The sequence below is a fragment of the Pseudomonas sp. PD9R genome, assembly GCF_019200975.1.
Lineage (GTDB): Bacteria > Pseudomonadota > Gammaproteobacteria > Pseudomonadales > Pseudomonadaceae > Aquipseudomonas.
Genome location: NZ_JAHTMR010000008.1, coordinates 139,113 through 160,687, shown reverse-complemented (window position 1 = coordinate 160,687; position 21,575 = coordinate 139,113). Strand labels below are relative to the sequence as shown.

20 protein-coding genes and 1 pseudogene are annotated in these 21,575 nt (G+C 58.9%); 8 read left to right on the top strand and 13 right to left on the bottom strand.

Annotated elements, in window-relative coordinates; genetic code table 11:
- Window positions 1-160 precede the first annotated feature (160 nt).
- Complete coding sequence (locus KUF73_RS17345) at window positions 161-784, top strand: glutathione S-transferase family protein (RefSeq protein ID WP_218439281.1); 624 nt, start codon at window positions 161-163, stop codon at window positions 782-784.
- 8 nt (window positions 785-792) lie between these two features.
- Here the strand turns inward: KUF73_RS17345 and KUF73_RS17340 are convergent, their stop codons facing one another.
- Window positions 793-1,269 (bottom strand): cupin domain-containing protein, encoded by a 477-nt coding sequence (locus KUF73_RS17340; RefSeq protein WP_218439280.1) that lies wholly within the window; start codon window positions 1,267-1,269, stop codon window positions 793-795.
- A gap of 303 nt (window positions 1,270-1,572) precedes the next feature.
- Here KUF73_RS17340 and KUF73_RS17335 point away from each other — a divergent pair, with 303 nt between their 5' ends.
- From KUF73_RS17335 to KUF73_RS17325, 3 genes are all read left to right on the top strand, one after another.
- Window positions 1,573-2,049, top strand: coding sequence for a nuclear transport factor 2 family protein (locus tag KUF73_RS17335; protein WP_218439279.1), 477 nt, complete (start codon window positions 1,573-1,575; stop codon window positions 2,047-2,049).
- Between the two features lie 220 nt (window positions 2,050-2,269).
- Window positions 2,270-2,737, top strand: a complete 468-nt coding sequence (gene cynS / locus KUF73_RS17330) for a cyanase (protein WP_218439278.1) — start codon at window positions 2,270-2,272, stop codon at window positions 2,735-2,737.
- Window positions 2,738-2,841: 104 nt separating this feature from the next.
- Window positions 2,842-3,090, top strand: a complete 249-nt coding sequence (locus tag KUF73_RS17325; RefSeq protein WP_218439277.1) for a DUF2790 domain-containing protein — start codon at window positions 2,842-2,844, stop codon at window positions 3,088-3,090.
- A 6-nt stretch (window positions 3,091-3,096) separates the two neighbouring features.
- Here the strand turns inward: KUF73_RS17325 and KUF73_RS17320 are convergent, their stop codons facing one another.
- The 6 genes from KUF73_RS17320 to cynR all read right to left on the bottom strand — a co-directional run bounded on the left by KUF73_RS17320 (window position 3,097) and on the right by cynR (window position 9,668).
- Window positions 3,097-5,169 (bottom strand): pyridoxamine 5'-phosphate oxidase family protein, encoded by a 2,073-nt coding sequence (locus tag KUF73_RS17320; RefSeq protein WP_218439276.1) that lies wholly within the window; start codon window positions 5,167-5,169, stop codon window positions 3,097-3,099.
- A gap of 11 nt (window positions 5,170-5,180) precedes the next feature.
- Complete coding sequence (locus KUF73_RS17315) at window positions 5,181-5,804, bottom strand: DJ-1/PfpI family protein (RefSeq protein ID WP_218439275.1); 624 nt, start codon at window positions 5,802-5,804, stop codon at window positions 5,181-5,183.
- A gap of 219 nt (window positions 5,805-6,023) precedes the next feature.
- The gene (locus KUF73_RS17310) at window positions 6,024-6,923 is read right to left on the bottom strand and encodes a LysR family transcriptional regulator (protein ID WP_218439274.1); all 900 of its coding nucleotides are present in this window, start codon (window positions 6,921-6,923) and stop codon (window positions 6,024-6,026) included.
- Entirely contained in the window at window positions 6,923-7,843 is a 921-nt protein-coding gene (locus tag KUF73_RS17305) for a LysR family transcriptional regulator (RefSeq protein WP_218439273.1), read from the bottom strand. Before KUF73_RS17305 ends, KUF73_RS17310 begins: the two co-directional genes overlap by 1 nt.
- 70 nt (window positions 7,844-7,913) lie before the next feature.
- Window positions 7,914-8,543: a glutathione S-transferase family protein gene (locus KUF73_RS17300; protein WP_218439272.1), complete on the bottom strand. Its 630-nt coding sequence runs from the start codon at window positions 8,541-8,543 to the stop codon at window positions 7,914-7,916.
- Between the two features lie 246 nt (window positions 8,544-8,789).
- Window positions 8,790-9,668 (bottom strand): transcriptional regulator CynR, encoded by an 879-nt coding sequence (gene cynR, locus KUF73_RS17295; protein ID WP_218439271.1) that lies wholly within the window; start codon window positions 9,666-9,668, stop codon window positions 8,790-8,792.
- Between the two features lie 122 nt (window positions 9,669-9,790).
- Between cynR and KUF73_RS17290 the strand changes: the two genes are divergently transcribed.
- Window positions 9,791-10,450, top strand: a complete 660-nt coding sequence (locus KUF73_RS17290) for a carbonic anhydrase (protein ID WP_218439270.1) — start codon at window positions 9,791-9,793, stop codon at window positions 10,448-10,450.
- Window positions 10,451-10,579: 129 nt separating this feature from the next.
- Entirely contained in the window at window positions 10,580-11,371 is a 792-nt protein-coding gene (locus tag KUF73_RS17285) for an N-acetylmuramidase domain-containing protein (protein ID WP_218439269.1), read from the top strand.
- 41 nt (window positions 11,372-11,412) lie between these two features.
- Here KUF73_RS17285 and KUF73_RS31795 read toward each other — a convergent pair whose 3' ends face one another.
- Complete coding sequence (locus tag KUF73_RS31795) at window positions 11,413-11,799, bottom strand: CZB domain-containing protein (RefSeq protein ID WP_256345660.1); 387 nt, start codon at window positions 11,797-11,799, stop codon at window positions 11,413-11,415.
- 36 nt (window positions 11,800-11,835) lie between these two features.
- Window positions 11,836-12,285 (bottom strand): annotated as a pseudogene (locus KUF73_RS31790) (methyl-accepting chemotaxis protein); the annotation flags it as partial.
- A gap of 738 nt (window positions 12,286-13,023) precedes the next feature.
- Here KUF73_RS31790 and KUF73_RS17275 point away from each other — a divergent pair.
- Window positions 13,024-13,539: a DoxX family protein gene (locus tag KUF73_RS17275; protein WP_218439267.1), complete on the top strand. Its 516-nt coding sequence runs from the start codon at window positions 13,024-13,026 to the stop codon at window positions 13,537-13,539.
- Window positions 13,540-13,653: 114 nt separating this feature from the next.
- On the opposite strand, the gene KUF73_RS17270 is transcribed toward KUF73_RS17275, so the two are convergent.
- Complete coding sequence (locus KUF73_RS17270) at window positions 13,654-14,628, bottom strand: nitrilase-related carbon-nitrogen hydrolase (protein ID WP_218439266.1); 975 nt, start codon at window positions 14,626-14,628, stop codon at window positions 13,654-13,656.
- 128 nt (window positions 14,629-14,756) lie between these two features.
- Complete coding sequence (locus KUF73_RS17265; RefSeq protein ID WP_218439265.1) at window positions 14,757-15,695, bottom strand: GlxA family transcriptional regulator; 939 nt, start codon at window positions 15,693-15,695, stop codon at window positions 14,757-14,759.
- A 203-nt stretch (window positions 15,696-15,898) separates the two neighbouring features.
- Between KUF73_RS17265 and KUF73_RS17260 the strand changes: the two genes are divergently transcribed.
- On the top strand, window positions 15,899-19,390 hold the full coding sequence (locus KUF73_RS17260; protein WP_218439264.1) for a hypothetical protein: 3,492 nt from the start codon (window positions 15,899-15,901) through the stop codon (window positions 19,388-19,390).
- Window positions 19,391-19,516: 126 nt separating this feature from the next.
- Here KUF73_RS17260 and KUF73_RS17255 read toward each other — a convergent pair whose 3' ends face one another.
- Entirely contained in the window at window positions 19,517-20,596 is a 1,080-nt protein-coding gene (locus KUF73_RS17255) for a putative urea ABC transporter substrate-binding protein (protein WP_218439263.1), read from the bottom strand.
- Window positions 20,597-20,635: 39 nt separating this feature from the next.
- Window positions 20,636-21,574 (bottom strand): hypothetical protein, encoded by a 939-nt coding sequence (locus KUF73_RS17250; protein WP_218439262.1) that lies wholly within the window; start codon window positions 21,572-21,574, stop codon window positions 20,636-20,638.
- Window position 21,575: the final 1 nt, after the last annotated feature.

The window sequence follows — 21,575 nt, the reverse complement described above, 5'->3', positions numbered from 1 at the left end:
TTGGCGTATTGGTCTAAATTGAATGGGCTCGCCCAGGGATACGTCATCAGCAATCGCGGTCATGACAGCGTCAAACGGCTGCGGGCCTATCTTGCAGCCCTTAGCCAGCCACTGAAACGTCAGCCTCCCGATCACGTCCTTCTATGATGGAGCAATCGACATGAGCCTCACTCTCTACGGTTTTGATGGCAGTGCGTATGTGCGCACGGTGAAGATGCTGCTTGTGGAAAAAGCTGCCGACTTTGACCAGGTCCAGGTCAATGTGATGAAAGGTGAACCGCATCTGCCGGAACACCTCGCACGTCATGCCTTCGGCAAGGTCCCGGTAATCGATCACGACGGATTCAGAGTGATCGAAACCGGCGCGATCACCGCCTACCTGGATGAAGTCCTGCCCGGAACTTCACTGACGCCAGACAATGCCCGCGACCGTGCCCGATCGCGCATGGCACAAGGGATTTACGACTCCTATGGCTATGGCTCACTAGTCTCGGTCTTTGGTTACCACCTGTTCCCCGACTTCATTGGTGGACAGAACGAGGACTCCCGCCGCCAAGGCATCGAGAAGTCGAAACTGGTGCTACGCGAGCTGATGAAAATCAAAGGCAACGATCCATTTATTGCTGGCCAGGCGCTAAGCATTGGTGACCTTTACCTGGCACCGGGATGCGCTTACATGTCGATGACTCCGGATGCACAGCAAGTCTTCGCCATCGAAGGTTTCGGCGACTGGTGGGAAAGGATTCAGGCGCTGCCAAGCTACAAGGCCACACCGCCGCAATAAAACATCGCCTATTTTTCCAGAACCACCAGCGGCTTGTCTTTCTGCACGATGTAAGTCGCCAGCTCCGAGCCCGTGGTGGTGCCGACGTTTGTCGCGATGTGCGGCGTGCCGGCCGGGATGTACAGGGAGTCGCCCGTTTTGAGTGTGACTGCGGGTTGACCGTCGAGTTGGTATTCGAACGTCCCGCTGATCACGTAGGCCACTTCCACCCCAGGATGGGAGTGCCTGGGTGCTGCGACACCGGGCTCGAAGTCGACACGCACCTGGATGACTTCACGGTCGGAGACGCCGAGGTCCCGGCGCACCAGATCGGTACGATGGAGTCCCGTTTGCCAGCTTTTGGCCGCAGGTGCCTCGTGTGCCGGTTCGGCGGACGAGTTCACTTCTTGAGCGTGTGTCACGCTCGCGAATGTGGCGAGTGCCACGGCAGCAGCAAGGGCAGCGCCCAGCATGCCTTTAGTATTGCGGGTGTTGAAACGGGGCATTGTTTTTCTCCAGAGAGTGCACAGCCAGGGCCGAATACGGGGCCGTTGTGCGGTGACGCCATTTCAAGGCCGCCGTGTGTCTCGCACGTGTCGAGCCCACCGAGGTTTTGTAAGCGAAGTTGGCTGGCGACGCGGCAGATACAGTGCGATACAGGCAACCACCATGTGCTGATTTTCTACTCGCTCACCGCCCTTGCGATTCAGCCGCGCGTACTGGCAACTGCACTACAATTTATCTTCTGCGCGCTGGCTCAAACGATGTAAATCCGATCCCTGACGGATAATTCAACCGGAGTATTTAGCATGGCTGACTCTGAATCGCGTCCCCCGCTCCCTCCTTTCACCCGTGAGACGGCAATCCTCAAAGTCCGGCTGGCTGAAGACGGCTGGAACACTCGAAACGCGGAAAAAGTTGCGCTGGCTTATACCCCCGACACCCGATGGCGCAATCGGGTCGAGTTCGCCGTCAACCGGGCAGAAGCCCAGGCATTCCTGACGCGAAAATGGCACAAAGAGCTGGATTATCGACTGATCAAAGAGCTTTGGGCTTTCACCGAAAACCGCATCGCCGTGCGTTATGCCTATGAATGGCATGATGACTCGGGCAACTGGTTCCGTACCTATGGCAACGAGAACTGGGAGTTCGCTGACAATGGCCTGATGGCGCACCGCTTTGCATGCCTCAACGACATGCCGATCCAAGAGTCAGAACGCAAATTCCGCTGGCCGCTGGGACGTCGCCCTGACGATCATCCAGGCTTGTCCGAGCTGGGTCTGTAACCCCAACAGCGCGGGGCAAGATCAAAAGATCGTCCGAAGGCTTGGGCCGCGTTCGGACGATCTTTTTGATTTGCCTTTTTTTCTGCTGAATAAACCCTCCACCATGTATAGGCACTGCTTATACGCAGCATTGTTTATCGGTCTTGGACGCTATCGATCAATCGGCAGAAGATTGCTTCACACCAAGCAACTAACCGGCAACCTCGATAGGAGATACACCATGCAACAGTCCCACGCTTATAACGATGCCAGTCTGGCCCTGACCACTGAAATCCTGGACGCGAAAGCACGCAAGAACCTGTCCTGGCAGGACCTGACTGACGGCACTGGCCTCGGTCTGGCGTATGTCACCGCCGCCCTGCTCGGTCAGCATCCGCTGCCGGAAAGCGCCGCTAAAGTGATTGGCGAAAAACTCGATCTGGACGCCGACTCGGTCGCTCGTCTGCAAATCATCCCGCTGCGCGGCAGCCTCTCGGGTGTCCCGACTGATCCGACCATTTACCGCTTCTACGAAATGATCCAGATCTACGGCACCACGTTGAAAGCCCTGGTTCATGAGCAGTTCGGCGACGGCATCATCAGCGCGATCAACTTCAAGCTCGACATGAAGAAGGTCGAAGATCCAGAAGGCGGTCACCGTGCCGTGATCACCCTCGACGGCAAGTTCCTGCCCCTGCGCCCTTTCTAAGTGTGCAAGTGACTGTGTGATAAGGCCCGCAATTCTGCGGGCCTGTTCCAAAACTTCTTTGAACTGATTTCAAGCACTCAACCATTCTCGATGGAGGATTCCCCATGAAAAAAATTCTGCTGCTGGCCCTGTCGTTGACCGCCTCGCTGTCGGCTTATGCCCAGCAAAATGTGGTGACGCCGGACGCTGTTTCTTTCGCATACGGCATGCACCTGGACGTCGCTCAAGTGCTCAGCATTTCCCCGACTGCCGATGTCTGCGGCCCGACACCCGTGCAAATGACTTACCGCGATTCTCACGGTGATACCCATGTTCTGGAATACAGCGTGATCGGCACCGGTTGCAGCAATTGATCGCAGTCACAAGTCCAGCACCAGTGGCGCATCGCCCTCCCCGGCTTGCGCCGGCACTGCACAGCAAATCAGCACTTCGCCTGCTGCCGGCATTTCGGCAGGCAGATTCAGATAGTGCACCTGGCCGCTGACCAGTCGGGTGCGACAGGTGCCACACGATCCGCCCCGACAGCTGAACTCCGGGTTGAGGCCACGGCTTTCAGCCAGTTCCAGCAAACTGCCGCCGCCAGGCTCCCAACGTGCTTCTTTGGCCGAAGTTGCAAACAGCACTTTCACCGAACTGCTCGCTGCCGGCACCTGCTCAACGTCTGGGGTCAGATGATCGCGTAGACGCACCAGGGTCGAAGGACCGAAGGTCTCCGCATGAATACGATCATCACCGATGCGCAATTCGCGCAAGCCGTCGTACAACGCCTGGGTAAATGCACCGGGCCCGCACAGGTAAAAATCGTAATCGTCCAGGGGCAGCAACGATTTGAGCAGTGCTATGTCCACGCGTCCCGCCACTTCGAAATCCTCGCCTTCGCGAGCCTGATCTTCCGGCTGACTGAGCAGGCGCAGCGCGCGAATTTTATCTTTGGCGCGGGTCGCGAGTTCATATAACTCGTCACGAAACCCTAGCTCGGCCAGGCTGCGTGCACTCTGAATAAACCAGGTGGGACGCGTGCGGCGTATACGTTCCCCTTCATAAATTACCTCGCGCAGCATCGAAAGCATCGGTGTCACCCCGACCCCGGCAGCCAACAGCACCAGCGGTCGACGCTCATCGGCTTGCACAGTGAAGCGCCCCTGAGGTGCGCGAGCCTCAATGAGATCGCCCACCTGGATACGATCATGCAAATGCGATGACACGCGCCCGTCGCGTTTGACGCTGATGCGGAAAAAACTGTCCGAAGGTGCGCTCGACAGGCTGTAAGTCCTGACCAGCGGGGTCTGCCCTTCGCTCAGGCAAAACCGCACAGGCAAGTGCTGGCCCGCCTCGTATCGCGGCAACCCCGCGCCGTCATCGGGTTCAAAATAGAAGGAGCGAATGGTGCTGCTTTCGTCAACAATGCGCGTCACCCGCAGTTGTCGCCATTGATCGCGCAAGGCGTCGGCCTGCAAGCGACCCTCGGCTTGCTGCCAGCTGCCGGTCAACAGGCTATTGGGTGAAAAACCTTCGAACTGCCAACGCAAGGCCAACGCGGCTTTGCGTCGAACGACGTGTTCCACCGTCAACGTCCACAGTCGCTCGGCACCCTGGAACGCGGCGATTTCCGGGCCGTCGAGAATGATCTCGGTACGCCCGGCGACTTGCAGCATATCGCCTGATGCAAAGTCGACGAACAGCAATCCGGCCAGGGGATTGAGCAGCAGGTTGCCCAAGGTATTGAAATGCAGGTTGCCGGCGAAATCTGGAATCGTCAGCACGTTGCCTTCGAGCCGAACGAACCCCGCATTGCCGCCACGGTGCGAGACATCCACCGAGCGTTTTGCCGGGTCGCCGTCCAGGTCAACGTAGCTTGTGATGAAGAAGGTATCGGCCTGGTTGATCGTCGCCTGCGCGGCCTCGTCGAGCTCGTTGAAGCGTTCGACTTCAACGCTCGTCGAGGACTGTCCCAGGCTGACCGGTTCGACGCTACGCAACTGGATGTACTGCGGGCAGTTGCCGAAAGCGTGCACCACAGAAACGGAAAAACCGCCGGAAGTGGCGGTGCTGATGTGGCCGTTCATACGGTTGCGCCTTCGGGTCTTCAGGTCGATGCCCAGCAGTCCCACGGCGGCGCCTTTTTGCAGTGCCGCTTTGACCGGGTCACCGTCGGCGGGCAGGCGCTCAAGTTGCAACACCTTCGGATCAGGGGAATGGACAAAGCCCGGCGGCCCTTCCAGCATCGTCGCCCAGGGAAGGCCCTGTTCATCGACGGCACCTAACAACAGATAAGGCAACTGGCTGTAGAACAATCGATGCTGATCCGGCATGTAATCGCGCACGACCCTGCGCCCGTTTCTCTCCATCTGTTCCACAACTCCGACGGTCTCCTGCAACCGCCGCTCACCCGCATGCCAGGGCGATACTCCCGACTCGTCCGACTGATTCATGCTCACCTCCTCTAGGGCACTTGTGGCGTTTCGTACCAATCACGATCTGGTGTCGCAAAGCGCATTTTTTTACGAATATGGGCGGCGTTTTCGCTGCTGGTCAGTTGCTCCAACAATACAAACGCGACTTCGGTGGCGGTGCCTGGCCCGCTGGAGGTAATGAGGCGGCCATCGACGACCACAGGCCGATCGACAAACCGGGCACCGGTCTCAAGCAACTGGTTTTTGCGTTTGCCGCCCACCTGGTGATAGGTCGTTGCGTTGCGGTCTCGCAACACGCCGGCTGCACCCAGGCACACCGACGACACACAGACACTGGCCACCGGCTTGCCGGCTTCGACAAAGTGACGGATGGTCGCCAGGAAGGGTTCGCTCAAGGCTTCTTCATAAAACCCTGCCGGTTCAAAACCACCGGGCAACGCCAAGGCATCGAAGGTATTCAGGTCCAGTTCGCTCAACAAGTGGCTGGGGTTGAGGGACAACCCGAACGTTGTGACGATATGCGCGCGAAGGCCCGCGTTGACTAACTCTAGCGGATGATCGCCGAGTAAGTCGGCCCAACCAAGCACGTCGGTGAAGGCCGCCATTTCCAAGGGTTCGACGCCGTTGGCCAGTAACATGAGCACGCGTTTCATCGGAAAAGAACCTCTGTGGTCAGGCGTGATGATCGAAGGATTGCGTGGGGCTCATGCTCTGCCCTGACAGCCATCGAGAGAATCACCAAAAAATACAATCCACTGTTTCGTCCGCTGAAATGGCCAAACAACTGTAGGAGCTGCCGCAGGCTGCGATCTTTTGATCTTGTTTTTGAAGATCAAAAGATCGCAGCCTGCGACAGCTCCATAGCGTCGTGTTCAGTTCATGGCCGGGTGCTGGCGCAGGCCATCGACGATGTAGTCGACAAAACTGCGCACCCGCATAGAGGCTTTGCGCCCTTCGCGATAAACCACATGCACCGGCAGCGCCGGCAATTCAAACGATCGCAAGACCGGAAGCAAGCGCCCGCTGGTCAAATAGTCGTACAACGGATAGCTCGGGCAGCGAGTCAATCCGGCGCCCTGCGCCGCCGCCTCGATGGCCGCCTGCACCGTGGCGCAACTGAGCCGCGTACGGACCTTGACGCTGGTCGGCTCGCCCTGCCGTTGAAAGTCCCACTGAACCCTGTCTCGATAGGCTTTGTTGGCGACTAATCGATGATGCTTAAGGTCTTCTGGCACCTCTGGTTCGCCATGCCCGGCGAGATAACCGGGACTGGCGCAAACGATTGATCGTACGTGGCCAACCGGCCGGGCAATCAATGATGAACTGGGCAGGTGACCGACCAGCACCGCGACGTCCAGCCCCTCCTCATTCATGTTCGGAAATCGATCGTGGTAGTGCGTGAATAACCGGACCTGGGGATACAGATCCATATAACCCACGAGCAAGGGTGTCATGACATGGCGGCTGAACAGCAGCGGCAGCAGGACGGTCAGATTGCCATGCGCCTGGACATGCAAGCCTTTCGCCGACGCCTCGGCTTCTTCGATCCCCTTGAGGATGCGCGAACAGTCGGCCATGAACGCTGCGCCGGCCTCGGTCAGAACCACGCCTCGGGTACTGCGCAACAATAGCGTCACACCGAGACGCGCCTCCAGCCGGGCAATGGCACGCACCACCGTCGGGCCGGACACATCAAGGCGACGAGCCGCCGACGCGAGACTCGGTCGCTCCGACAGCGCTTCGAACATCACCATTTCGTGGTAGCGATCCATCAGGTGCTGACCTTCACAATCGGTTTGAGCGCGACGTTATTTCGCAGCCGTTCAGTAAGGAAATCCACGAAAGTGCGAACCTTTGCCGGCACACGGTTACTCTTCTGGTACACCACCTGAATCGGCAGCGCGGGCGGTTCATAGGCCTGGAGCACTACCTCCAGTTCGCCGGTCGCAACCTGGCTGGCGACCTGATAGGACAACACCCGCGTAATGCCCCAGCCCAGGCAGGCAACATTGATAGCCGCCTGATTCGCACTGACTACCAAACGCGGGTCAAAGCGAAAGCTCAAGGCATGGCCGTCATTCATGAACTGCCAATCGCTTAACAGATGACTGGCCGAAGACATGACAATGTTGGCCGAACTTAACTCTCCGGGGTGATGCGGCCTGCCGTACCGCTCAAAATAAGCGGGCGCGGCGCAGATGACTTGCCGTACCTCCCCCACCTTGATGGCGTGCTGATTATTGTCGAGCAAATGGCCGATGCGAATGGCCACATCAATACCTTCGTCCGCCATGCTCACCACACGGTCGACCAGCAAGGCGTTGACATGCACGGAAGGAAACTGGTCCAGGTATTCAGCCAGCAGCGGCGCGATGTACAACTCTCCGAACAGGACCGAAGCCGTCACCGTCAAATGCCCACAGGGTATTGAGTAGCTACCGGCGGCGGCTTCCTCCGCTTCCTCAATCTCACTGAGGATTCGCCGGCAATCTTCCAGATAGCGTTGCCCCGCTTCGGTCAGGTGCAGGCTGCGGGTCGTTCGCGACAGCAGCTGTGTGCCGATTCGCTCCTCCATGGCAGCGATGGCACGGGTCACGCTGGGTGGCGAAATATTCAGACGCCGGGCGGCAGCTGCAAAGCCTTCGTCCTCGGCCACCGCCATAAATATCTGCATCTCTTGAAAGCGATCCATGGGCGACCCTGTCTTGGTGAAACAACGGCGCTTGCCGCAAACGCCCGCGACAAGCACCAAAAGGGTTGAATCAAGCTTGCTGCAGGCCTGTTGCAGTACGTTGCATGCCGACGAAGTTCGGCAAGGCTTCGATGCTGTTCAGCCAGGCACGGACATGAGGATAGTCAGTCAGTGCGACATTGCCCTCGGGTGCGTGGGCCACATAGGTATAAGCCGCAACATCGGCGACAGTCGGCTTGTCGCCCGCCAGAAATTTGCTGTGCGCCAACTCTTGCTCCATGACCTTGAGCAAGGCGTGGGACTTGCTGATCGCGTCTTCAGCGTTGTAACCGGCACCAAACACAGTGATCAGTCGAGCAGTGGCGGGCCCCGAATTGATCTGCCCCGCAGCCACCGACAGCCAGCGCTGGACCTTTGCCTGGGTTAACGGATCGCTCGGCAGCCATTGGCCGTCGCCATACTTGGCGGCAAGGTAAACCAGAATGCCGTTCGAATCGGCCAGTATCTTTCCGTTGTCATCGATAACAGGCACTTGGCCAAAACTATTGATGGCCAGAAATTCCGGGGTTTTGTGGGCGCCTTTCATCAGGTCCACGAATACCAGTTCGGTAGGCAGGCCAAGCAGGGACAACATCAATTCGACCCGATGGGAGTGGCCGGACAGCGGGTGACGATAAAGTTTGATCGCTTGCTGGGACATAACATACTCCGGATCTTATGGGGTTCGACGCGGTCATCGCGTCGATGCGGGGCCATCTTCCACCCCACTCCCAAATAGAGGAATGACCAGCTTTTACAATCCAGCATTTCACGGTACGAAATGATCAGCGCCTGTACACCCCTTGTGGAAGCGAGCCTGCTCGCGATAGCGGCCCCTCGGATAACACAAAAGCTGGCTGTGCAACCGCCATCGCGAGCAGGCTCACTCCCACAGGTTTTTGGTGTGTTAACTCACCGTTCCCAGCACCAGATTCATAAAGGCCATCGAGGCCGCACTGTGATAGTTGTTTTTGCGCCGAAGCAGCGCCGCATCGCGTCTGGGCGCTTCCCCCACCAGCGGAATCTTGCGCAATGCTCGATCCTGGGTGGCGATGGGTTCCGGCAGGATCGTGGCAATCGCGGTGTGCCGAATGACTTCGAGCAAGGTGTTCACCGAATTGACCTCAATGGCCACCTTGGGCGTGATCTGCGCGTGGGCAAAGTACTCATCAATGCGGGTGCGAGTGACAAAGTCCGAAGTCAGCAGCGCAAAGTCCAACTGCGCCACTTCTTCATCGGTCAGCGCATCCTGACGCTGGTAAAACGGGTGGTCGCGCCCGACCATCACCCCCAGCGTTTCGGTAAATACGGTGATTGACTCGATGTCGGCACTTCTCACCTGATCAAAGGCAATGGCGATATCCAGCGAATCGTCCGCCAGCCCGGCTTCGATGTCGTCCATCGATAACTCGAAAATCTGCAGATTGATGTGCGGAAACTGCGCCACGTAATCGCGCACCAGCGGCCCCACCAAATACGCCATGAAGGTCGGGGTCATGGCCAGGCGCAAGGAACCGCGGGACAAATCCTTTACGTCATGTAACGCACGCTTGCCTGCCGCCAGTTCCACCAGCACCCGCCGGGCGCATTCGATGTAGGCCTCTCCCGCATCGGTCGGTTTGATCGTGCGCGACGTGCGGTCGAACAGGCTGACGCCAAGGGTTTCTTCCAGTTGCCGGATCTGTTGCGACAGGGTTGGCTGGGACACGTGCAGCGCCTCGGCAGCACGGGTGAAGCCGCCGTGGTCGGCGACGGCCAGCAAGTAACGCAGATGACGCAGCAGCATGGGATCACCTTCTATAGGCAGCACTTATGCGCCGCATTGTATATCGGTCTTGGACGCTATGGATTGATCGGCAGAAGATGGCTTCACACCCAAGTAACCCGTCTCAACCAAGAGGACTCACCATGAAAGCGCTCATCGAAGGTTTTTTGAAGTTCCAGAAAGAAGCATTTCCACAACGCACCGATCTGTTCAAACACCTGGCCACCACGCAACACCCCGGTACGCTGTTCATCACTTGCTCCGACAGCCGTGTCGTGCCGGAACTGCTGACCCAGCAAGAACCCGGTGAACTGTTCGTGATCCGTAACGCCGGCAACATCGTGCCGTCCTACAGCCCCCATCCTGGTGGTGTCTCGGCTACGGTCGAATACGCCGTCGCGGTGTTGGGCGTGACTGATATCGTGATCTGCGGGCATTCCGATTGTGGTGCCATGACCGCTGTTGCCAAGTGCAAATGCATGGATCACCTGCCTGCCGTCGCCGGCTGGTTGCAACATTCCGAGTCGGCAAAAGTCATCAACGAATCACGCACCCACGCCAATGAAGCAGCCAAAGTCAGCTCCATGGTTCGCGAAAATGTCATCGCGCAACTGGCCAACATCCAGACCCACCCGAGCGTGCGCCTGGCCCAGGAAAAAGGCCTGCTGAACCTGCATGGCTGGGTCTACGACATCGAGACCGGTTCGATCGATGCACTGGACGCCGGCAGCCGCCGCTTTGTCTCGCTGGCCGAGCACCCAGCCACCTGCGCCGTCTATGGCAAAGCTGTCGAAGCCGCTTGAGTAAGACAATAGCGACCGCCATCGGGGCGGTCGCTGGCCTGCACCGATGATCGCAAAAGCGTCTGCAAAGGCCCGGCCCACCTACGCTTAAACCGTACCCCCCGCGTTTCCTGTTCGAAGGAGGCCGTCATGAGCGATGAATTCACCAGCCATGGCGCAGCGCTTGATGATGAAGGTCTGGAAAATGCCCTGGACCTGGCCAACGTCAGTGCTGCACAACTCTGGGCTGTTCTGGCAGTAGAAACCTCAGGCAACGGATTTTTTTCCGATCGTCGCCCCAAAATCCTGTACGAGCGTCACGTGTTCAGTCGTTTGACCCACCAGACGTTTGACGCGCAACACCCTGATATCAGCAGCAAGATGCCCGGCAACTATGGCGCATCGGGGGCGCACCAATATGATCGGTTGAATCAGGCCCTTAGCCTGAACCGTAACGCGGCGCTGCAAAGTACGTCGTGGGGGCTGGGCCAGACGATGGGCTTCAATTTCGCCACCACGGGTTCGGTGGATGTCGAGGCGATGGTCAAGCGCATGGTGGTGTCCGAGAACGAACAACTGCTGTGCACCGTAGGCGAGCTGATCGGCGGCGGTTCGGTGGCGGCGCTGCGGGCCAAGGATTGGGCAAACTTCGCTCGTCGTTACAACGGCCCCAATTACGCCATCAACCATTACGACTTGCGCCTCAGTGCCGCGTATCAAAAGTTCTCTTATGGCGGGACGCCGGACCTGCGGATTCGCATGGCGCAAACCTACCTGATCTACCTGGGCTGGTTTCCCGGTACGGTCGACGGCATTGTCGGCAAACAGACCCGCGACGCCATGAACCTGTTCCAGGCCAAAGAAGGTCTGGACCAGACCACGGTGCTAAACGATGAAACGCTGGAGCACTTGCGCAACCGAATCCTGGCGTTGTCGCTCTGACTCATTAGCTATTGCCCCGAATGGACCCGGGGCATTAGGCCTCAGACCGTCGATTGCAACCGCGAATGGAGCAATCCCTTGACGGTGCGCATGACCGCGGCATTCGCCTCTTCCATCTGCGCGACCTGCTTCAGCGCCTCTTCCAGCTCACCTCGGGCGTGCGCTTCAAGTGCGGCCTGCCCGCTGCTATGCACCAACTGATGCGGTACTTCCATGCGCCGAAAATCGGCGTCGCGCTGTTGTGTCTGGCTCGCTTCGCCGTAGTACCACTGGCCGAACAGGCACTCGGTTTCGTCCGGCAGGGTCAGCGGTGAATGGGGTTTGGGATTGAGCAGGCGGTCGTACACCGTGACCTTGAGTGTCAGCTCTTGCAGGTTGGCCAGTTCGACGTTGGACAGCAGGTGCGACTGGTCGATTTCACGTTGCATCTGCTGTGCTTCGCCGTACATGCCGGCCATGGCCTCGGCGGTTTTGTCGATCACCGCACCGAAGGCGTTGGAGACCTGATTCTGTTGCGAAATCGCCTGTTTGGCCTGGCTGATTTCCTGCTGGATGGCCGAGGTTTCCTTGACGATTTCCCGAGTCGCTTCGGCGGTTTTTTCCGCCAGCAGCCGCACTTCACCGGCGACCACCGCAAAACCGCGCCCGGTGTCCCCGGCGCGCGCCGCTTCAATGGCCGCGTTGAGCGCCAACAGGTTGGTCTTGCGGGCGATGTCGCTGATCAAATCGACGATGCGGTCAATCTCGCTGGCGCGGCCGACCAAATGGGTGATCACGTCTTCCAGCGCATCGAGCCCGGCGGCCATGACCCGCGATTGCTCTTGCAGGTGACTGACTTGTTCGCGGTTGTCGATGGCGGCCCGGGCCACGGTTTCGGCCCGTTGGTGGTTGAGCTTGAGGCGCTGGTTGAGCATCGAGAAAGATTCACTCACCGGCGACAACGAGTTGCCGCAAGTCAGCAAGTGCTGCGCCAGTCCACGAAAGAAATCACGGTCGCGCAGTTCGGCCTTGCGTTGGGTCAACAGGGCGTCATCCACTTTCTCCGCGATTGCCGGCGGGCTCACCGGCACCGGCGGCGCAGCGTTGTACTCGGCGGTTTTCCTGCGCCATGTGAAATTCATCCCACTCCCCTCCGCCCTGACGCAGCGCGTCAAAAGCGCGGACGATACGAATGATCGAGACCGGGTGAAAGATCCAATTCGACGAATTAAGCACACACCAGCCGTACTCAACCTCAACCATACCGGTGATCCACTTCGGGAATACTGTTCACTTAAGGACTACATTGCACCTGTGGCGAGGGAGCTTGCGCCCGCTGGACTGCGCAGCAGTCCCCTTCTTTTCAAGGATAAGGGGCCGCTTCGCGCCCCAGCGGGAGCAAGCTCCCTCGCCACCGGTTGTTTACTGCTTGCCCTATCTCTTAACTGAACAGCATTACGCTCCCACAGGGGATTTGTGAGGGCTTGGGATGGCTACGTATCACAGTGTGTACAGCCCCGCCCCAGACACACCACGCACTTAAAACCCCGCGCCAGAGACACATCGCAGATACACCCGATTGGTCAAATGTGCCTGTCGATTGGCCAAGCCGATCCTTGCGCTAAACGGGCACAGCGTAGCCCGGCACCCTGACTTGAAGGAGACCAACGTCCATGAGCACTTCGATTTCATCCGCCGTCAAAGGCCTGCACCTGAACCTGGACCGCGCCGGCAACTGGATCGCGCCACTGACTCTGCGGATTTTCCTCGCCTGGGAATTCTTCGAGTCAGGCCTGGAAAAATTCAATGGCGAAAACTGGTTCGCCGATATCCAGGACCGCTTCCTGTTTCCGTTCAACCACCTGCCGGCCACACTGAACTGGGAACTGTCGATGTGGGTGGAATTGATCTGTGCCCTCGCCTTGCTGGTGGGGTTGGCCACACGTTTCTCGGCGATCAGCCTGATCGTGGTGACCATCGTCGCCACTGCCGCCGTCCACTGGCCCGCCGATTGGTCGACCCTGAGCGATCTGGCCCAAGGCTACTCGATCACCAATAAAGGCTATGGCAACTTCAAACTGCCGCTCATCTACCTCGCCGCCCTGGTGCCAATGGTGTTCTCAGGTCCAGGCAAGTTCAGCCTCGATGCGTTGCTGGCCCGATTCTTCTGGCGTCGCAACAGCCAGTGAAACCAAAACCTGTAGGAGCGAGCTTGCTCGCGATGGACTCAAGGGCGCCGCGTGTAACCAGATGCGAGCGTTATCGTTGAGGTCCATCGCGAGCAAGCTCGCTCCTACAGAGTTCTAGCGAACGGTTTCCTCCGCTGCCTCGATTCCGACCTGCTTCGGATGAGCACTGCGCTCATGCACATGGGAATGCGGTGTGCGGTCGATCAGCAGGCTCAGCAGTTCCGGGCGGCTGTAGTGCCCGCGCGAGTCCATCATGCGCTTGCGCTTGTCGATCAGGCCCATGTCGAGGTCGACGATGACCTCGCCCTCGCCTTCGGTCAACGCGCCCAGCACCACGCCGTCCGGGCTGATGATCGCCGTGTAGCAACCACCGGAAATCGGTTCGATCGGGCAACCGGTGTCGGCCATGATTTGTGCCTGTTGCTCCGGATTGAGCCAGGCCGTGGAGTTGACCACGAAGCAGGCGGCTTCCAGTGCGTGCTGACGAATGTTGACTTCCATTTGCGAGGTAAACAGCGGGCCGGCAAATGAGCCTGGGTACATCGAGGCATGGATCTGTTCGCCATCGGCCATCAAGGCGTAACGGGCCAGCGGATTGTAATGTTCCCAGCAGGCCAGTTGGCCGATGCGCCCTACTGCACTGTCGGTGGCACGCAGGCCGGAACCGTCGCCCATGCCCCAGATCATCCGCTCATGGTAAGTCGGCGAAATCTTGCGGCGATGCTGGATCAGCGTGCCGTCGGCGTCGAACAGCAACTGCGCGTTGTACAGGGTGCCGCCGTCGCGTTCATTGACGCCGATGGAAACGACCATGCCGGCCTGCTTGGCGGCGGCACCGATGGCGTCGGTAGCATCCGACGGCACAGTAACCGCCTGGTCCAGCAGCTTGTAGTGTTCAGAACCCATTTCAAACGGCGACTGCACAAAGGAGAAATACGGGTAGTACGGCACGATGGTTTCCGGAAACACGGCGAACTGCACACCCTGCTCACCGAGTTCGAGGATCTTCTGCACGACTTTGTTGACGGTGCCTTCACGGCTGTAAAGAACGGGACTGATTTGTACGGCGGCGGCTTTGACGAGGGTCATGGCGGTGATCTCATTAGGGGATTGGGTTCCAACGAGATCAAGATTACGGCAATAATATTCAGTCTTAAATGTCGTATACACCACCTTTTAGGACATACCAAACCTGTAGGCGCAGCCTGCGCCAGCGCCTACATGGGTCCTCGGTTGGCGCGCTGGATGACTTGGGGCGGCTGGCCGAATGCGCGAAGAAATGCCCGACGCATCCGCTCCCGGTCGCCAAAACCGGTTTCGGTCGCCACCACATCGATGGAGTGCCGACCCGTTTCCATCATCAGCCTGGCCGACTCCACCCGAAGGCTTTCGATGGCCTTGGCCGGCGATTGACCAGTTTCGGCATGAAACACCCGACTGAACTGGCGAGGGCTGAGATGGGCAGCGTTGGCCAACTCCTCGACCGATAACTCGGCCTTGAGGTTTTGCTTGGCATAGCTGAGCGCAGCCTGGATGCGGTCGGTCTTGGGCTCCAGTTCGAGCATCACCGAAAACTGCGACTGCCCGCCGGCCCGGCGGTGATACACCACCAGTTGTCGAGCCACCCGCCGCGCTACTTCGGCACCCAGATCTTTCTCCACCAGCGCCAGCGCCAGATCGACACAGGCACTCATGCCCGCAGCGGTCCAGATGTGGCCATCGTTGATAAAGATGCGATCTTCTTCGACCTTCACCTTCGGATATGTGCGCTGCAAAGACGCGGCATGGCACCAATGCGTAGTCGCCCTTCGCCCATCCAGCAAACCGGCTTCGGCCAAGGCAATGGCGCCGGTGCAGATCGAACCCAGGCGTCGGGTGGATTGGCCGGCGTGGCGCAGAAAATCCACCATCCCCGCCGATGTCGGACAAATCAGGTTATCGCCCATCACCAGCAGCGTATCGAACGGCTGCTGATCAAACGCTTTGGTTTCGACCGAAAATCCGGCGGAGGTCTGCACCATGCCGCCGTGTTCGGACAGCAAGGCGATGCTGTACACCGGCTCTTCCATGGCACTGTTGGCCAACTCGAACGTGGCGCACATGGCCAGGCCCAGCACCTGGAAACCGGGGTAAACGATGAGTCCGATGGGGTGCATGGCGGTTGTCTCAAATGACCGTAAACGCTGCATGACCGTTTATGAAGTCATGGAGCCGCAGTGTACGCCGACCGTTAGCGCACCAAACAAATAACCGGCAGACGGCAAATCGGGCAGACCATCGTTCATATACGCCAGCCCCATTCACTAATCAGGTCTATACATAACTGTACACAGTTGGCCGAAATCAAGAGGCACAGGCCATGGACAGCAAGGGTTCGGGCACCAATCTGGCCTTCTGGTTGCCAGGCAGTGCGGTCATCCTGAGTCTGGTGATATCGATGTTCGCCCTCAACCGCGATCCCTTCCTTGAACCGCGCCCCGTCGGTGCACAGTTCCAGGCACAACTGCCCATCGAAGCACGGCTGTGGCAGGACCCTTTCGATGCCGTGGAGCGCTATCGAAAAAAACTCATCGACAGCAAAAACCCGGATGTCGAGAACGTTTGCAGCCCCGAACTCTCGCCCCTGTCCGGTGCCAAACCGGCACCCGACATCATGGTCGCGCTGGTCGAGGGCGGCCCTTATGCCGATGAGGTCGAACGGCGGCGACGCATTCGTTATGCGTTGCTGGCAGGCTTCAAGAATTCCCACCGGGTGCCGGACCAGGAGCAGTACATCCACTGCTTGCGGCTTGCCGACAACCTGTCGCTCGATGCACCGCAAAAAACCGGCTTCGTCGATGCGCCCTATGAAGTGTTCGTGTCCAACCCCTTCGATCCGCCGACCGCACTCGAAGGCATGTCTGCGCCCCCCGACCGCACCATTGTGTTCTGGCTGAAACAGGACGCCCTCGGCCCGACACCACTGCAACAACTGGAAACCCTGCGCCAGACGCTGACCCATAAAGTCGCCTCGGCCTGCACGCCAACAGCCTGCTCCGAGCCTGCGGCCAATGCCGTCCTGAAAGTCATCGGCCCTTCCACGTCGACGGTTTTGCGGGACATGTTCCAGGACCAGGACATCGGCAAAGCGACGCCGACCGTGGAAATCTACTCGCCGCTGGCCACTGCCGATAACGAGACGCTGGATCGCGGTTACCAAAAGCTATCGCCGCCGCTGGCAACCCGCGAATCCATGAAGTTGCTGCGCACGGTCAGCGACGACGGCACCATGACCCAACTGATGCTGGAGGAACTGAAATTACGCCGCGTAGACCCGGCCGCCGGCGTGCGTTGCAGCGATGGCACACTGCAACGGATCGGTTCCCCCTGTCGCCGCAACTTGCGCCGCAATGGCAACCGCATCGCCTTGATTTCCGAGTGGGACAGTTTCTACAGCCGCGCACTGATCGAAAGCTTCAAGTTGCAAGTAGCCAAAGACGCGCATCTGGGCGATGGCGAAAAAAACCAGCGCGCAGCGGTGGATCAATGGATTTTGCGCTTCAGCTATTTACGCGGTCTGGACGGACGCCTGCCTGATGAATCGGCGAGCACCGATAAACCTGCCAGCGCTGATGCGACCAAGAACGCCACGGGCAATGCCCCAATCGACCTCAGCCCGCTGGAGAAATCCGACGGCAATTCCCAGCTCGACTATCTGCGACGCCTCGCCGATCACATCGCCAGCGAAGACGAAACCTATCGCCGCAACGGCGAAAGCGGCATCGGAGCCATTGGCATATTGGGTGTCGATGCCTACGACAAACTCCTGGTGTTGCAGGCGCTGAAGAGCCGGATGCCGTACAAGCTGTACTTTTCCACCGATCTCGACGCCCGCATGTTGCAACGGGGCCAGGCGCAAACCACGCGCAACCTGATCCTTGCCGCCCCGTACGGCCTGACCCTGACTCGCGCCCTGCAACAGGATGTACCGCCGTTTCGCGACAGCCTGCAAAGTGCCGTGTTTATCTCGGTGCTGGCCGCGTTGGCACCACAATCCTTCGAAGCCAAGCGCGCGAAGTTCGACTATTCCAAGTCGGAGCTGCTCTCGCCGGGCATCTATGAAATCGGCATCAGCGGCTTCATCCCGCTGGCAACCCGGCTGAGCGCAACACGCCCCTCCAGTTGCGAAGCCCCGACACTGTCGCAGTCCGAGCGCGGCATACGCCCTCACGACCTCATGGCCCTGCGCTGCCTTCAGGACCCGTCGCCACCGCCGTACCCCGAACCGTCCCAGTCAATTCGCGAGCGCTTCAAACAGACCCAATCGTTTTTCTGGGCAGGACCGCTGACATTCACGCTGCTGTTGATCGCCGGTTTTATTGTCTGGTGGCGAATCGAAGGCCCGCAGGATGATCACGACACCCGGCTGGCGTGGGTGCGTGGCGTGCCGATTACCTTGTTCATGGTCGCGGCGGGCTGCGCCTTTATCGCCACGCGGTTCTGGCACGCGGAATTCCTCTGGTTCACCTTCGTGCTGATTTTGCTGGGCATCATTTCATCCAACCTGACCCGACGCTCCACGAGAAAACTGGCCCTTGCCCAGGACCCGATGACCAGCGTGAGCCCTGGCCCCTACGACTCCCGCACGTGGTACATCGTGGTGCCGTTGGTGGTGTTCATTCTGGCGTTGATGCTCGCCTACCAAATGCGCAGCACTTTGACCGACAACGGCCTCGGCGAGCCCATGTTTCTCTTCGAAGGCATCAGTGCCTGGCCGACCGTGGCACTGCGGCTGTTGGCGGCACTGATATCGCTTTCGGCGTTGGCCTGGGGCTGGCGCAAGTTGCGCGTCAACCGCGCCGAAATCGAAACCGCCTTCCATTTGCGCCTGCACATGCGCAAATACGAGATGACGTTAGGGGGCCAGGTTCGCCGGTTGATTCGCCGTGGCAAAGGCTGGAGCGTGCGGCGCTGGTGCAACGAACTGGGCCACTGGTTACTGCTGATTTTCTTCCCGCTCATGAGCGCCAGCGAAGACTGGTCAAAACCCTGCGCATCGGCCCAGGTCAATTGCGCAGACGGACGCAAGATGATCTCCATAGCGCGCTTCTGGGGCGAGCATTGCATCTGCGGTTCATTCGGTGCGCGAATGCTGCGGGCGATACTCGCTACCTGGCTGTATGTGGTGGTGACCAGCGTGCTGTATGTGGTCTGGCCAATGGAGGGCATGCCCGTTCGTGGCGAATCGATGTGGTGGATGGTGAGCTGGCTGATCCCGACCCTGACGTTCCAGGTGCTGGTGTTCTGGGTCATGGACGCCAATCTTTTGCTGACGCGCTTCATCCGTCATCTCAGCGAGCACCACGCGATCTGGCCGGGAACGTTGCAGGCCGAGCACAAAAAAATCTTCGGCACGCTCAAGCATCCCTGCATCGATGAGTGGGTGGATTTGCAACTGATCGCCAAGCGCACCTCGGCGGTCAACCGGCTGATCTATGCGCCGACGGTGGTGATGTTGATCCTGCTGGCCTCGCGCAGCAGCCTGTTCGATAACTGGCCGACACCGCCCAGCATGATGATTTCCTATTTACTGACGGCGTTGCTGCTGCTCACCTCCGCGCTGTCACTGCGACGGGCTGCGGAAAAAGCCCGCACCCTGGCGTTGCGGCGACTCGATGATTACCTGCTGGAAACTGCCGAAACGACGCCCTGCTACGGCAAGTTCAAAATGATCCGCGAGCGCGTGGCGACGCTCAATACCGGCTCGTTTTCGCGTTACTCCGAAGATCCGCTGATCAGGGCGCTGCTGTTGTCACTGACCGGTATTGGCGGCTCGGCGATTGTTGATGCGTTGAATTATGCGAAGTTTTAACAGCAAGCCCCTGTAGGAGCGAGCTTGCTCGCGATGGGCGTTAACGATAACGCGTGCTTTGTGAATACACGCGTCGCCCTAGAGTCCATCGCGAGCAAGCTCGCGCCTACATTCCCCGCAACCGTTTCAGAGCTGGTTGGCCATCGCCATGTTCACGTATCGGGTGTCGAAACGCAGTTTGATGTTGTTCTTGTCGCCCAGGGTCGAGCCATCGGCGAACTGCATGCCCACCGCATCCGCACTGGTGGCTGCCTGCCCGAGTAAGCCCTTGGCGAAGGAGAAGGAACGCACCTTGTCCATGGTGTGGCGGATGGCATCGGAGTTGGCGAAATCGAAGGCCGTAGCTGGCGTATAGAACAGCATGGTTTGCGTGAGTTGATCCTCATACCCCTTCAAGTCAGTGCCCGAGCGCTCGGCCATTGAAGTGCGTGCAGCGATGGCCTGGCCATTGTCGCCAGACATCAATTGCAAGGTCTCGAACCATGCCCCTACCAGAGCCTTGCCCAGTTCCGGGTTAGCCGCAAGTGTTTCGGTGTTGACCGCCATCATGTCGATGATTTCCCCCGGAATTTCCCTGGAGGTAAAGACCTGCACCGCCGTCGGTGATTGTTTCATCACCATGCTCAGCTGCGGGTTCCACAGCGCCGCGGCTGTCACGCCCGAGGTGCCGAAAGAGGCCACCGCGTCGGCATCCGAGGTGTTCATGATCTTGATGTCGCGCTGGCTCAGCCCATGAATATCCAGGGCCCGGGACATCAAGTAGTCAGAGACCGACAGTTCCACCAGATTGACTTGCTGGCCCTTGATGTCAGCAAAGGTCTTGCCGTGCTTGAGGACGATCGCGTCGTTGCCGTTGGAGTAATCACCGAGAATCAGCCCCGTGGTGTCCACGCCATTGGCGCTCGGAATGGTCAAGGCATCCATGTTGGTCATGCCGCAAGCATCGAAAGCGCCAGCGGCATACTGGTTGATGGATTCGATGTAGTCATTGAGCTGAACCAGCTCGATTTTGATCCCGTACTTTTTCGCCCATTTGTCGATGATTCCATGTTCACTGGCATAGCCCCACGGCATCCAGCCGGAATAGATCGACCAAGCCACCTTGAACTCCTGTTTTTTCTCGGCCGCAGAGGCACCGAAAGCGAGACAGGACAGCGCCAGCAACACGGCTGCAAAACGATAAAACACGCACGAGAATGCCTTCATGGAAACCTCACGGGTTATGAATGGGGTGACACGTTCAGTTCAAACGAGCGGCTGGGTGTAGCGGCTCAATGTCGGGGATTCGCGCTCATACCATTGCGCGGCACTGCTGCTGAATCCGGTGGCCTGGGTGAAGCTGATACACGGTTCCAGCGTATCAATGATGAACAGGCGTTCGCAGGCCATGCCGTCGACCAGCAATCGCTGGATGACATGAATGCCGTCAGCCTGGCGTTCGAAACCATCCAGCGGGATCAGCGGCTGGCCCACCCGCGCGGCACAGGTCGAAAGCGTGATCTGGTAGCCGTCATCGAGTGAACCCTGGGCCACCGACGTTTCGAAGTTGAACGCACCGTTGAGCCATTGCGGATCATCGACGTGGCGCGAGACCAGCTCTCGCAGGGGCAAACCGCTCTCAAGTGGATCGGCGCGCCCCAGCACCATTGCCGCGTATCCACCACAGACGATCAGGCCGCCACCGCGATGGCGCACGCTGCCCGTTTCGAGCTGCTTTTCCTCCAGCAGCCGCAAGCCGATCAATGCGCCAGGTGCTGACAATTGCAGACGCCAGTCTTCGACATAAGCACCGCTGGGCGCGAACTCGATCATGCAGTTACCAATACGCTTCAACACTGCAGGTTCCGGCCAGCGGTTGTGCACCTGCAAGGACGTGTCGGTGTGCCAACTGAGGGTTTCGCCCTCCCATGAACACAAGGCTTCCCAGCCCTCATAGTTGGCAAGAATCTGTAAGTCCTGGGCGCTGTGTGCCGATAACGGTTTGGCCGGCACTTGGCGATCTTCAAGGGGCAGGCGTAAATCGATGGTGAAGTTACGGCTTTGAAACCAGCACACGTGAGTCTGTGTATCAGTCAGGCCGTTGGCAAAGCTGATTGCCCGGCGCTTGTAAAAGCCGAGCATCCAGTCAGGAACGCCTTGCGCCGGTCGTTGCGCGTACTGCGCGACGAGTTCAGTGAGGTGCATA

Bases quoted from the DNA above. Each gene is read 5' to 3' on its own strand.
- KUF73_RS17325 (WP_218439277.1), top strand. From the start codon at position 2,842: ATGAAAAAAATTCTGCTGCTGGCCCTGTCGTTGACCGCCTCGCTGTCG.
- KUF73_RS17250 (WP_218439262.1), bottom strand. From the start codon at position 21,574: ATGCACCTCACTGAACTCGTCGCGCAGTACGCGCAACGACCGGCGCAA.
- KUF73_RS17285 (WP_218439269.1), top strand. From the start codon at position 10,580: ATGAGCGATGAATTCACCAGCCATGGCGCAGCGCTTGATGATGAAGGT.
- KUF73_RS17335 (WP_218439279.1), top strand. From the start codon at position 1,573: ATGGCTGACTCTGAATCGCGTCCCCCGCTCCCTCCTTTCACCCGTGAG.
- KUF73_RS17270 (WP_218439266.1), bottom strand. From the start codon at position 14,628: ATGACCCTCGTCAAAGCCGCCGCCGTACAAATCAGTCCCGTTCTTTAC.
- KUF73_RS17340 (WP_218439280.1), bottom strand. From the start codon at position 1,269: ATGCCCCGTTTCAACACCCGCAATACTAAAGGCATGCTGGGCGCTGCC.
- KUF73_RS17290 (WP_218439270.1), top strand. From the start codon at position 9,791: ATGAAAGCGCTCATCGAAGGTTTTTTGAAGTTCCAGAAAGAAGCATTT.
- cynR (WP_218439271.1), bottom strand. From the start codon at position 9,668: ATGCTGCTGCGTCATCTGCGTTACTTGCTGGCCGTCGCCGACCACGGC.
- KUF73_RS31795 (WP_256345660.1), bottom strand. From the start codon at position 11,799: ATGCAACGTGAAATCGACCAGTCGCACCTGCTGTCCAACGTCGAACTG.
- KUF73_RS17320 (WP_218439276.1), bottom strand. From the start codon at position 5,169: ATGAATCAGTCGGACGAGTCGGGAGTATCGCCCTGGCATGCGGGTGAG.
- KUF73_RS17315 (WP_218439275.1), bottom strand. From the start codon at position 5,804: ATGAAACGCGTGCTCATGTTACTGGCCAACGGCGTCGAACCCTTGGAA.
- KUF73_RS17275 (WP_218439267.1), top strand. From the start codon at position 13,024: ATGAGCACTTCGATTTCATCCGCCGTCAAAGGCCTGCACCTGAACCTG.
- KUF73_RS17265 (WP_218439265.1), bottom strand. From the start codon at position 15,695: ATGCACCCCATCGGACTCATCGTTTACCCCGGTTTCCAGGTGCTGGGC.
- cynS (WP_218439278.1), top strand. From the start codon at position 2,270: ATGCAACAGTCCCACGCTTATAACGATGCCAGTCTGGCCCTGACCACT.
- KUF73_RS17255 (WP_218439263.1), bottom strand. From the start codon at position 20,596: ATGAAGGCATTCTCGTGCGTGTTTTATCGTTTTGCAGCCGTGTTGCTG.
- KUF73_RS17305 (WP_218439273.1), bottom strand. From the start codon at position 7,843: ATGGATCGCTTTCAAGAGATGCAGATATTTATGGCGGTGGCCGAGGAC.
- KUF73_RS17300 (WP_218439272.1), bottom strand. From the start codon at position 8,543: ATGTCCCAGCAAGCGATCAAACTTTATCGTCACCCGCTGTCCGGCCAC.
- KUF73_RS17260 (WP_218439264.1), top strand. From the start codon at position 15,899: ATGGACAGCAAGGGTTCGGGCACCAATCTGGCCTTCTGGTTGCCAGGC.
- KUF73_RS17345 (WP_218439281.1), top strand. From the start codon at position 161: ATGAGCCTCACTCTCTACGGTTTTGATGGCAGTGCGTATGTGCGCACG.
- KUF73_RS17310 (WP_218439274.1), bottom strand. From the start codon at position 6,923: ATGGATCGCTACCACGAAATGGTGATGTTCGAAGCGCTGTCGGAGCGA.